The sequence below is a fragment of the Mucilaginibacter sp. P5_A4 genome (genome assembly GCF_056400605.1).
Genome location: NZ_JBFUKX010000041.1, coordinates 1 through 12,035, shown reverse-complemented (window position 1 = coordinate 12,035; position 12,035 = coordinate 1). Strand labels below are relative to the sequence as shown.

12 protein-coding genes are annotated in these 12,035 nt (G+C 43.1%); 8 read left to right on the top strand and 4 right to left on the bottom strand.

Annotated features, from left to right (window positions below; all coding sequences use genetic code 11):
• Positions 1-91 precede the first annotated feature (91 nt).
• Together AC1DQW_RS20610 and AC1DQW_RS20605 are read right to left on the bottom strand one after the other, a co-directional pair.
• On the bottom strand, positions 92-532 hold the full coding sequence (locus tag AC1DQW_RS20610; RefSeq protein ID WP_477455787.1) for a GNAT family N-acetyltransferase: 441 nt from the start codon (positions 530-532) through the stop codon (positions 92-94).
• Positions 533-629: 97 nt separating this feature from the next.
• Positions 630-2,171 carry an acyl-CoA carboxylase subunit beta gene (locus AC1DQW_RS20605; protein ID WP_477455786.1) on the bottom strand — a complete coding sequence of 514 codons (1,542 nt, stop codon included), beginning with the start codon at positions 2,169-2,171 and terminating at the stop codon, positions 630-632.
• A 106-nt stretch (positions 2,172-2,277) separates the two neighbouring features.
• Between AC1DQW_RS20605 and AC1DQW_RS20600 the strand changes: the two genes are divergently transcribed.
• The 5 genes from AC1DQW_RS20600 to can all read left to right on the top strand — a co-directional run bounded on the left by AC1DQW_RS20600 (position 2,278) and on the right by can (position 6,786).
• Positions 2,278-2,610: a hypothetical protein gene (locus AC1DQW_RS20600; RefSeq protein WP_477455785.1), complete on the top strand. Its 333-nt coding sequence runs from the start codon at positions 2,278-2,280 to the stop codon at positions 2,608-2,610.
• Positions 2,611-2,688: 78 nt separating this feature from the next.
• Positions 2,689-4,293: a SulP family inorganic anion transporter gene (locus AC1DQW_RS20595; protein ID WP_477455784.1), complete on the top strand. Its 1,605-nt coding sequence runs from the start codon at positions 2,689-2,691 to the stop codon at positions 4,291-4,293.
• Between the two features lie 8 nt (positions 4,294-4,301).
• Positions 4,302-5,024 (top strand): carbonic anhydrase, encoded by a 723-nt coding sequence (locus tag AC1DQW_RS20590; RefSeq protein ID WP_477455783.1) that lies wholly within the window; start codon positions 4,302-4,304, stop codon positions 5,022-5,024.
• A 321-nt stretch (positions 5,025-5,345) separates the two neighbouring features.
• On the top strand, positions 5,346-6,104 hold the full coding sequence (locus tag AC1DQW_RS20585) for a YoaK family protein (protein ID WP_477455782.1): 759 nt from the start codon (positions 5,346-5,348) through the stop codon (positions 6,102-6,104).
• A gap of 19 nt (positions 6,105-6,123) precedes the next feature.
• Entirely contained in the window at positions 6,124-6,786 is a 663-nt protein-coding gene (gene can / locus AC1DQW_RS20580) for a carbonate dehydratase (protein WP_477455781.1), read from the top strand.
• Positions 6,787-6,926: 140 nt separating this feature from the next.
• Here the strand turns inward: can and pruA are convergent, their stop codons facing one another.
• Positions 6,927-8,564, bottom strand: a complete 1,638-nt coding sequence (gene pruA / locus AC1DQW_RS20575) for an L-glutamate gamma-semialdehyde dehydrogenase (RefSeq protein WP_477455780.1) — start codon at positions 8,562-8,564, stop codon at positions 6,927-6,929.
• Positions 8,565-8,664: 100 nt separating this feature from the next.
• Entirely contained in the window at positions 8,665-8,859 is a 195-nt protein-coding gene (locus AC1DQW_RS20570) for a KOW motif-containing protein (RefSeq protein ID WP_477455779.1), read from the bottom strand.
• A gap of 189 nt (positions 8,860-9,048) precedes the next feature.
• Here AC1DQW_RS20570 and AC1DQW_RS20565 point away from each other — a divergent pair, with 189 nt between their 5' ends.
• The 3 genes from AC1DQW_RS20565 to AC1DQW_RS20555 all read left to right on the top strand — a co-directional run bounded on the left by AC1DQW_RS20565 (position 9,049) and on the right by AC1DQW_RS20555 (position 11,212).
• Entirely contained in the window at positions 9,049-9,396 is a 348-nt protein-coding gene (locus tag AC1DQW_RS20565) for an MmcQ/YjbR family DNA-binding protein (RefSeq protein WP_477455778.1), read from the top strand.
• A gap of 102 nt (positions 9,397-9,498) precedes the next feature.
• Complete coding sequence (locus AC1DQW_RS20560; RefSeq protein WP_477455777.1) at positions 9,499-9,909, top strand: VOC family protein; 411 nt, start codon at positions 9,499-9,501, stop codon at positions 9,907-9,909.
• 157 nt (positions 9,910-10,066) lie between these two features.
• Positions 10,067-11,212, top strand: a complete 1,146-nt coding sequence (locus tag AC1DQW_RS20555; RefSeq protein ID WP_477455776.1) for a redoxin domain-containing protein — start codon at positions 10,067-10,069, stop codon at positions 11,210-11,212.
• Positions 11,213-12,035 lie beyond the last annotated feature (823 nt).

Sequence of the window (12,035 nt, the reverse complement as noted above, 5' to 3'; positions counted from 1 at the left end):
AATAGAATGCCGTTCATAATTCTGCCCATTCCTAAATTCTTAAAATTCAGGTTCAGGCAAAAAGGCATTTGCACATCTGATACCTGCACAGCTAAATTATCTTCTCCAATATCTCGTAATCAAAACCATTTTTGGAAAATAGCCGGCCCGTTTGGTTAAAGTTGGCTTTTAAGTAAAACCCCATGGCGGATAAGCGGGCATTACACCATAAACGTTTGCCTCCGTTTGTAACTGCAAAACCTGTTATGTGATTTAGCAACTGCCCTCCAATGCCCATACCCTGTACCGATTCATCAACAGCAAATTTACGGAACTGGAAATCATCACCCTTTTGAAACAGGGATACCACGCCAACAATGGCGTTATTTTTAAACGCTGCAAAATGCAGGCCTTCGTTATCTTCATCCATTTCCATCTCATACAACCTTTGGGCAGGGTACAATATCCGTTGCCGTAATCGCCAGGTAAGCTCGGGACGGATCTGTTCGATCGATATTTCGGATTTCGGATGTTCAATTTCGGATTTGGTCATTTTGCATTTCGGATTTAGTATTTGGAAACCTTTGATCTTAGTTAAATGAGCAGTTCAAAAATAAGTAATTCCGAAATCTCAAATCCGATATCCGAAATCACAACGGAATATTCCCGTGCTTTTTCCTTGGGTTATTTACTATTTTATTCTCCAGCATTTTAAATGCATGGATGAGTTTAATGCGGGTTTCTGCAGGTTCAATTACTTCATCTATGAAACCACGTTCGGCTGCGCGGTATGGATTGGCAAAGGTATCGGAGTAGAGTTGCTCCTTTTCTTTCCAGCTGGCCTCCTTATCTTCGGCCGTGCTGATCTCCCGTTTAAAAATGATCTCGGCTGCGCCTTTGGCACCCATTACGGCAATCTCGGCCGATGGCCAGGCATAGTTCATATCGGCACCAATGTGTTTGGAGTTCATTACATCATAAGCCCCGCCATAGGCCTTACGGGTAATTACTGTTATGCGCGGAACGGTAGCCTCGCAAAAGGCGTATAGTAATTTAGCTCCGTTGGTGATAATTGCGTTCCATTCCTGGTCGGTACCGGGTAAAAAACCGGGTACATCCTCAAACACCAGCAACGGTATATTGAAGCTATCGCAAAAACGCACAAAGCGTGCCGCTTTGGTTGAACTGTTAATATCCAAAACGCCGGCCAAAAATGCCGGCTGATTAGCTACAATGCCAATACTACGGCCTGCAAGGCGGGCAAAACCAACAACAATATTCTCGGCAAAATCCTTATGGATCTCTAAAAATGATCCGGTATCTATCACATGATCAATAATTTCACGGATATCATAAGGAATTGATGCAATCCCGGGCAAAAGCGTGTTCAGTTCGGGGCGAAGTTCATTGCCGGTTTCGTAGGGTAAGGCAGGGGCCCGGTCCTCACAATTCTGCGGCATATAGCTAAGCAGCTTTTTGATGTTTTGGATGGCTTCTATTTCATTGGTACAGGCAAAATGTGTAACCCCCGATTTGGTGGCGTGGGTTGTGGCGCCGCCAAGCTCTTCGGAAGTTACCACCTCGTGCGTAACCGTTTTTACCACATTTGGCCCGGTTACAAACATATAGGAAGTACTCTCTACCATTAAAATAAAATCGGTAATGGCGGGAGAGTACACAGCCCCGCCTGCGCAGGGCCCCATAATGGCCGAAATCTGTGGCACAACACCCGAGGCCATGGTATTGCGGTAAAATATATCGGCATAGCCGCCTAATGAAACGACACCTTCCTGGATACGTGCACCTCCAGAATCATTTAGGCCTACAACCGGAGCGCCATTTTTGATAGCCAGGTCCATGATCTTGCATATCTTTTCGGCATGGGTTTCAGAAAGCGACCCGCCGAAAACAGTAAAATCCTGGGAAAATACATAAACCAACCTGCCATTTATGGTGCCATAACCGGTTACAACGCCATCGCCGGGATATTTTTCTTTCTCCATTCCAAAGTCGGTTGAGCGGTGGGTCACCAGCATTCCGATCTCCTGGAACGAGCCGTCATCCATTAAAAAATGCAAACGTTCACGGGCGGTTAGTTTCCCTTTTTTATGCTGACTTTCAATGCGTAATGTTCCTCCGCCTTCAAATGCCTTTTGGCGTTTTTGTCTTAATACTTTTAGCTTTTTATCCACAATTCAGGTTGTTTGTAACACCTTAAAAATAGTAATTTAATTGTAAGATGTGGGTAAAACTGCTATAACATGCTTTAAAGATCGATTTTTGTCTATCTTTGTAATAATGAAGATCAGGAAATTTAAAATACTGGTAGTTGCAATGTTTATGAGTGTCTTTGTATTAAAGATGGCCATATCGCTTGCTCCCGTATTTTTTTACCTTGACAGCAAAGCCGTAAGCTCGGTTATCCTGCAATTGGAGCAGGAGTCAAAAGCTGAAAAAGATTCGCCTGATAAGGATACTTTTAAGGAGAAAAAGGTTTTTGACGCATACGATTTACATAGTGTAGCCTTTATCACATTTATAGTAGAAGATAAAGTACTCCACAACCAGGAGCATTCTCTGTACAAACAGGTTTACCACCCGATAGTACCCACCCCGCCTCCCAACGTTTAGATGAATTACCCGGATAATTACTTATCCGGAGTGTAACGCTTTACAATTCATTTAAATTTTCATTCAAACACAATTCTTATGTCAATTAAGCAAGGTGGGTTTGCCATGGGCAGTCTTAACCTGAAAAAATATTTTTTGCCCAAAAACTTAAAAAGAGATCTTCCGGCAAGCCTTGTAGTATTTTTAGTAGCCTTACCATTATGTCTGGGTATAGCACTAGCCTCGGGTGCGCCGCTGTTTGCGGGTGTACTAACAGGTATTATTGGTGGTATAGTTGTTGGCTCATTAAGTGGTTCGCAATTGAGCGTGGCTGGTCCGGCGGCTGGTTTAACGGTTATTGTATTAAATGCCATAACCAGCCTTGGTTCCTACGAAACGTTTTTGCTGGCCCTTGTGCTGGCCGGGGCGTTCCAGATGCTGCTTGGCATTTTAAAAGCAGGAGTTATAGCCAACTATTTCCCTTCGGCAGTAATTGAGGGGATGCTGGCCGCTATAGGTATCATCCTTATCATGAAGCAATTTCCGCATGCAGTAGGTTACGATGCCAGTTTTGAGGGCGATGAAAGCTTTAGCCAGGCAGATGAGCACAATACATTTTCGAGCATACTGGGTGCAGTAGCTAAGATCAACTACGGAGCTGTGATAATCAGTTTGGTTTCATTAGCGCTGATGATCTATTGGCCAAGATTTAAAAAACTGGCCATGGTACCCGCACCTTTATTAGTGGTGTTAGCAGGTATTGGTTTGAGTATGGCTTTTGCGGGTACCGGTTTTGCCTTGCTTGATAAACAGTTTGTGCGGATACCAATAGTAAATAGCAGTAGTGAATTTTTTGCTTTATTTAAAACAGCTGATTTTCATGCGATAGGTAACAAACAGGTATGGATAACAGCCTTTACCATAGCCGTTGTAGCCAGCCTGGAAACACTATTGAGTTTGGAGGCGGTTGATAAAATTGACCCGATTAAGCGAATTTCGCCAACAAATCGTGAGCTGGTAGCACAGGGGATCGGGAATATCACCAGCGGACTTTTAGGTGGTCTGCCCATGACAGCTGTTATAGTGCGTTCATCGGCAAATGTAAATGCCGGTGCCCGTACCAAAACAAGTGCAGTGATTCATGGTTCGTTGCTGATGGTATCACTATTGTTTATCCCTACGCTTATCAACCTTATACCGCTATCATGTTTGGCAGCCATCCTGCTCATGACAGGTTATAAACTGGCCCGCATATCGCTGTTTAAGCACATGTGGCATTTAGGTTTAAACCAGTTTATTCCTTTTGTGGTAACTATAGTGGCTGTTGTTTTGACGGATTTGTTGATTGGAGTTGGCATTGGTATGCTGGTTGGGATCTTTTATATCCTGCGCACCAATTTGCGCAACCCTTATTTTTACCAGATCATCAAAAATGGCAATAAAAATGTAATCATCATCAAACTTGCCGAAGAGGTTTCCTTTTTAAATAAAGCGGCGATACAAATCACTTTAACAAGCTTGCCAAGTGGTACCGATGTGGTCATTGATGCATCAAATTCGCGTTACATAGATCCGGATGTGTTGGAGATCATCCACAATTACAAGCATAACGCCTATACAAAAGGCATAGTTGTGCAATTACTTGATGTAAAGGAGAAGTACGATATACCTCCTTTAAAAGAATTAATGTATAACCCTAACTAAGAAAAATCATGGCACTTATAGAAGATAAAAAGAACGACAAACCGGTAATTGATACCAATAACATAACACTGGCCCAAAAAGATAGTTATAAAGCGTTGATCCGCGGTAACGCCGAGTGGGTAGAACGGAAGCTAAAAGAAGACGGCGATTTTTTTAAAAACCTGGCAAAAGGCCAAAATCCGCAAGTGTTGTGGATAGGCTGCTCAGACAGTCGTGTACCAGCAAACGAGGTTACCGGCACCAAAGCGGGCGAAGTGTTTGTGCATCGCAACATTGCCAACGTATGTGTACACTCGGATATGAACATGCTGAGTGTGCTGGATTATGCAGTTAATGTGCTTAAGGTAAAACACGTGATAGTGGCAGGGCATTATGGTTGTGGCGGAGTGGCTGCTGCGATGAGTAATAAACAGTTTGGATTGATTGACAACTGGCTGCGTCATATTAAAGATGTGTACCGCCTGCACAGTCATGAGCTTGATCGCATTACCGATGAAGTTCAAAAGCTAAACCGCCTTGTTGAGCTTAATGTGAGCGAACAGGTATACAATTTATGTAAAACATCCATCATTCAAAACGCCTGGATGGAACGCCACGATCTTGAAGTGCACGGCTGGGTTATCGACCTGGGTACCGGCCTGGTGAAGGATATTAAAGTAAGTAGCAGCAACCCGCATAATTTAGGTTATGTGTATGAACTGGATAGCCTTGAGGCCGTGGCTTCGCATTAATATTTATGGAGATAGCTTTTCTGTGTTTGATTGACACAGATAGGTTTATTATGTTTGATTAACCCCGGTTCATAAAAATGGCCGGGGTTTTTAGTTTAAAATGAAGTTATTGCTGAACTTGTTTCAGCATTTCACATAACCGGGTATTCACCTTGCCTGTTGCGGCTTGTCATATGTGGGCAAAATAAAATTCGGGACGACTGAAGATTGTCAACCGGGTTTACATAGCAGTTTTTAAAAATTAAGTCTTTTACTTGCCGATTGCACAATCCACTAAATTTTTATCCTATTTTTAGGCGTTTTTAATAAACAGCGTTTACCATGCTAAGGCAATCAAAAGAAGATCGCACTTTAAAACAAAACCTATTGCTTGCATCGTCAACAGCATTTGTATCGGGCGTTACCAATGTTGCAGGGATGGTTGCGTTTTTGGCTTTTACCTCAAATATCACCGGGCATGTGGCCAACCTGGCCAAACATATTGTTGAGCAGAATTTGAGGGAGGTCACTGTTTTCGTTATCTGGCTGCTGCTGTTTTTTGCCGGAGCGTTTTTATCCAATTTTATAGTACGTTCACTGGAACGCAAAAGCCGTTACAAGGCTCATTCGGTACCAATTATCATCGAAATTATATTACTGCTATTTGTCGCTGTATATGGTCATAACTTTTATAAAGAGACCGACCTGGAACGCGAAATAGTTATAGGAGTTATTATATTTTCGATGGGATTGCAAAATAGCCTGGTATCAACCATATCGGGCGGACTCATCAAATCAACCCATTTAACAGGTTTGTTTACCGACCTGGGCGGTGATGTATCTGAGTGGCTGCACCCCAACGTTGAAAAAACTGCTGTTATTCGTAATAAAATAATGGTGCGTCTTACAGTGCTTTCTTTTTATTTTATCGGAGCTATTGCAGGCGGATTTTTATTTAACCTGTACGAGTTTGCTATTTTTTACTTCATACCATTAATTTTGCTTACAATATTGTATTATGATCTTTCGCCCATTGCATTGCACAAAATAACCCGTGTGTTTTGGACGACGAAAACGAACCAGTATAAAAAATCTTCCTAACTGATAAACTAAAAAAACTATGTGCGCTAAAAAGTTAATACACGATACCAGCCATATCACCTACGAGAGCCTGTTAGATGGTAATAAGCAATTTATTGCCGATGCTTTAGCCGAAGACCCTGAGTATTTTGCAAAACTTGCCAACGGGCAAACGCCACCGGTACTTTGGATTGGTTGTGCCGATAGCCGCGTACCGGCCAACCAAATCACCAATACCTCGCCAGGTGAAATTTTTGTGCACCGTAATATTGCCAACATGGTTATCCATTCGGATATGAATATGTTATCGGTACTGGATTATGCTGTAAATGTATTAAAGGTAAAACATGTTATTGTAACCGGTCATTACGGCTGTGGGGGCGTAATAGCAGCCATGAGTAACCAACAATTCGGATTGATTGACAACTGGCTACGTCATATTAAAGATGTTTACCGCCTGCATGCCGATGAACTTGACGCGGTTGAAAACGAACAGGAACGCACTAACCGCCTGGTAGAGTTAAATGTAATAGAAAACGTTTACAACCTGTGCAAAACCTCTATTGTACAAAATGCCTGGAAACAAGGCCAGGAATTGGCTGTACATGGTTGGGTTTACAGCATCAGCACCGGCAAAATTAAGGATATGAAGGTAAGCACCAGCGACAATGCCAATTTGGGCGATGTGTTTAAGTTTAAATAGAAGGAGAATCAAGAGACAAGAATCAAGAATCAAGACCGGAGAAAAGTTGGCAATAATCTTAAAAAAAGCACAGGGAATACATTTTCCTGTGCTTTTTTTGATCTATTCAAAAGTCTTGTCTCTTGATTCTTGACTCTATCCTATATTTCCTTCGCCAAAAACGGGTACCTGTAATCCTTAGGCGGATCAAAAGTTTCTTTGATGGTGCGGGGAGATACCCAACGTAACAGGTTGATCATAGAACCGGCTTTATCGTTAGTGCCCGATCCCCTGGCGCCGCCAAATGGCTGCTGACCAACAACAGCTCCTGTTGGCTTATCGTTAATGTAGAAGTTTCCAGCTGCGTTACGTAAATGTTGTGTTGCTTTGGCAATAGCATACCTGTCCTGCGATATAATAGAGCCTGTAAGCGCGTAGATAGATGTTTTGTCTACAATGTCAAGCACCGCATCAAATTGATCGTCCTCGTACACGTAAATGGTTAATACGGGGCCAAAAAGCTCTTCGCACATGGTTACATAGTAGGGATCTTCCACTTTTAACACAGTTGGCTCAATAAACCAGCCTTTGCTTTTATCATAGCTGCCACCGGCAACAACTTCAACACCTTCATCAGTCTTGGCATCATCAATGTATTTAGCGAGTTTATCAAACGATACTTCGGTGATCACTGCATTAATGAAATTCTCAAAATTCTCAACCGGACCGATCTTGAACGACGTAATATCACGCTGCATATTGGCTTTTACCGCAGGCCATAAAGAGGCCGGTACGTAGGCCCTGGAAGCAGCCGAACATTTTTGCCCCTGGTACTCAAACGCGCCGCGAACAAGGGCGGTACTTACAACATCGGCATTGGCGCTTGGGTGGGCAAGTACAAAATCTTTACCACCGGTTTCGCCTACAATGCGCGGGTAGGTTTTATATTTATGAATGTTGGTGCCTATTGTTTGCCAGATGTTCTGGAACACTTTGGTTGAGCCGGTAAAATGGATACCTGCAAAATCGGGGTGGTTAAATATTACGTCTCCTGCAACGGGGCCGTCAACGTAGATCAGGTTGATCACGCCAGCCGGTACACCGGCTTCTATAAAGATCTTCATGATTACATTGGCAGCGTAAATTTGCGTATATGCCGGTTTCCAAACCACCACGTTGCCCATCATGGCGGCCGATGCAGGTAAATTACCGGCAATAGCTGTAAAGTTGAATGGTGTTAAAGCAAACACAAAGCCTTCAAGCGGGCGTTGTTCCAAACGGTTCCAAACGCCTTTGCCCGATACGGGTGGCTGTTGTTTGTAGATCTCGGTCATGTACTCCACGTTAAAACGCAGAAAATCTATCAGCTCACAAGCCGAATCGATCTCGGCCTGGTAAGCATTTTTAGATTGGCCAAGCATGGTAGCCGCGTTTATAGCAGCACGGTACGGACCGGCTATCAGGTCGGCGGCTTTTAAAAAGATGGCCGCACGCTGCTCCCAGGGCAGGTTTTCCCAATCGGCTTTGGCAGCAAGGGCTGCATCAATGGCGGCGGTAACGTGGCTGGCATCACCTTCGCTAAAGGTGGCTAATAAATGTTTATGATCATGTGGCGGACGAATTTCCAGCTTTGTACCGGTGCGAACTTCCTTGCTGCCAATGTACATGGGTATATCTAACTGCTGCGCGCGGGCTTCGTCTAAAGCAGCCTTAAGGGCAACACGCTCTAAACTTCTGGGTCCATAGTTTAAAACCGGCTCGTTTACAGGAGCCGGGACATTAAAAAATCCTTTAAGCATAATGGGTCGTCAATTAATAGGGGCAAAGATAGGTATTTTGGGGTGGATGGCGGGTGGGGGGATTGTCAAAATGTTGATGGGGTTGAAGGCGGCTCATATCTCAGGAATTTTCTTGAGTTACCACAACTACATTCTTACCCAACGTTTTGAATCTTACACCGTTTTTTTGTTCAACGGTAATGGTAATATGTCCTGTTTTACTCGTGTTTATATCGCTCACTTTGCCAGATTTTCCAATATGTGTTCCTCCAACAACTTTGCATTCGTCCCCATCCTTTAAATTTTCTGTAGCCATATTTATCTTTTGTTTAGTTTGTATTTTTCTGTTTATAATCTGCGCTCTGGTATTCTGGCCTCACGCGTAAACGCTATCTGGTATGAGCAGCACCTCCCGGTTTACGAGTAGAAGATTTGTTTTATGTCCTAATCATTCGTACATTGAATTAAAGGTAGTCAATGGAACCCGAAATACAACCTGATAGTTATGACTATAGAAACCATTCAAGCCATTTGCCATAAACTGCCCGGCGTTACAGAAGACATTAAACTGGGCGAGCATTTATGTTTCAATGTAGGCGGTAAAACTTTCCTGTTTACCGGGCCCGATTCGGTGCCGCCAACCGCATCTGTAAAAGTACCGGATGATGATTTTGAAGAAACCCTGCAAAAGGACTGCTTTTCGCCCCAGGCTTATATCGGCAGGTATAAGTGGGTGCATATAGCTGATATCAGCTGTTTGAGCGTCCACGACTGGGAGTTTTACATCAAACAATCTTACCGACTTATTGCCGAAAAGCTCCCGGCCAAAGTGCGCAAGCAAATAGGGATGTAGGTAAGGCTGTCAGTAATCGCCCTTTAATTGTCGTATTTGCACCGTATGGGTTTGGGGGGGATAGATTTACATTTGTATTGTAACATTTAACAACAAACTATCATGGCAACACAAATTTTTGTAAACCTTCCTGTTAAAGATCTTAACAAATCAATCGAATTTTTTACCAGCCTGGGTTATACCTTCAATCCGCAGTTTACCAACGAAGTAGCCGGCTCGTTAGTCATAAGCGATACCATTTTCTTTATGCTGATAACGGAGCCTTTCTTTAAAACTTTTACCAAAAAAGAAATTGCTGATGCCACCCAGGTAACAGAGGCCATCAACTGCATCTCCTTAGATAGCAGAGAAGCTGTTAACGAAATGATAGCCAAAGCCGTTGCTGCGGGTGCCACCACACCAAACGACAAGCAAGACCATGGCTGGATGTACGGCTGGGGTTTCCAGGACCTTGACGGCCACCTATGGGAGTTTGCGTATATGGACATGAGCCAGGCGCCGCAGCAGGTATAAAGATGAGTATCAAGTCGTTAGTATCAGGTATCAAAACAAATTGAGGCTGGTGGTAAGCAACTTTCTACAGTCAATTATGGGGCACTAATTCTGCTCCGAAAAAATTATTCTTTCATCTTAAAACAGAAGAAAGTATATTTACTGAAAAGAAACTACCATGAAAAAAATTTGTTTGATTGCTTGGTGCTTGCTGCCTCTTTCGTTAATGGCGCAACAGAATTTTAATATAAACGGTAACGTAAAAGGGTTAAAAGCCGATGATAAAGTTTACTTGTTTTACCAGGTGGACGGCCAAACAAAAACAGATTCGGCAATTGTGCAGGGTGGTGGTTTTCATTTTACCGGTAAAGTTCCTCAACCGTCGCAGGCAACAATCTGCCTTAATAAAAATCTGTTGGTGAACAGGGCTGCCAAGGGCGAGATAGTAGATATGTTCCGATTTTATGTAGAACAAGGAAAATTAAATCTTAACGCGGCCGACTCGCTTAAGCATATAGCCGTTACGGGATCGAAGATAAATGATGAGAATAAAGTATGGCAGGGGTTGCGTAAGCCTGCTGAAACTAAACTAACTGCATTGGATAAGGAGTTTGCCATGCTAACCGATTCACAAAAAAAGGATGAACATGTTTTTAACGGATTGATTGCCCGGGAAAAACAATATATGCAGGAGCTAAATGTTGCGGGCCTGGAATTTGCCAAAACCCATCCAGACTCATACCTCAGCCTTCTTACCTTAAAACAGGCCGCGGCCAATGCAGAAACAACCGAAGCTGCAGCGCAGGCCTATCATAATCTTACGGCTTCATTAAAAAACACAGAGATAGGGAAGTGCATTCCCTTATTGTTAGCCTCGGCTGCCAAAACCCAAATTGGCAACCCTGCAATTGATTTTACGCAAACCACTCCCGAAGGAAAGGCTGTAAAGCTATCTGATTTTAAAGGCAAATATGTACTGATAGATTTTTGGGCAAGCTGGTGCGGTCCGTGCCGCCAGGAAAATCCTAATGTAGTTGCCGCATACGGCAAGTATAAAGATAAAGGATTTGCCATTTTAGGCGTTTCGCTTGATAATCCCGGTAAAAAGGACGCATGGGTAAAGGCCATTGCAGATGATAAGCTGGCCTGGACACAGGTGTCGGATCTTAAGGGCTGGGATAATATTGTAGCACTACAGTACGGGATACGCAGTATTCCTGCTAATTTCCTGGTAGATCCGGACGGAAAAATTATTGCCAAAAATCTGAGAAGCGAAACGCTGAATACTAAACTGGCTGAATTGTTTGACGGGCCAGCAAAGTAAAAGCAAGGGATTTGTACAGCAGCCTACGAAAGTATCAAGTAGTTAGTATCAAGTAGCAAGACAAAAAACAGGTTATTACTCAAGAGTAGGGAATTTTCCATTCCTCGTAGGAGGGATTGCTTCGTATCTTATAATGACATTGTAAGTTGTTGATTGTCAGTATATATTAGCACATGAACCTCTTACCCGTCATTGCGAGGAACGAAGCAATCCCCGATTTACAGAGTAGCTGTGCAAATCCGCTCTGTATTTTGGGGATTGCTTCGTCGTACCTCCTCGCAATGACGTATTAGACTTTCAAGGTGTAAAGGCCTGTCAGTCTGAGCCTGTCGAAGACTCGCGCGGAGGGGCCTTTGCCCGCTATGCTTCGACAGGCTACCCATGACATGTTTGCAAAAAAAAGCCTTTTGTCATGCTGAACGTAGTGAAGCATCTATTATTCGCCATGCCTCTTCGCCCTGTACAGTCTACAAATAGATCCTTCACTGCGTTCAGGATGACAAACTTTTTAAAACGTCATTCCCCCTTCAGAGTTTCGCGAAATTTTACCACTCAGCATGACAGCCCTTTTAGTAACGTCATTCCCCCTTCAGAGTCCACGGATTTTACCACTCGTATTATAGGTCTACGATATATCCAAATTTTATTTAAAAGAGTTGTTTTTAGGCGACTCTTTTATAGTTCTCCACATAGGTTTCACCTCTTTTCACTAAAGAGAACATTCTAAGGATCAACTTGAATTTTACATTGTTAAGCACTAGCGAGTAATCTTTTCTTTTGAGTAAGCGTTCTGCGTATGCACGAATTTCAGGGTCATGAATGA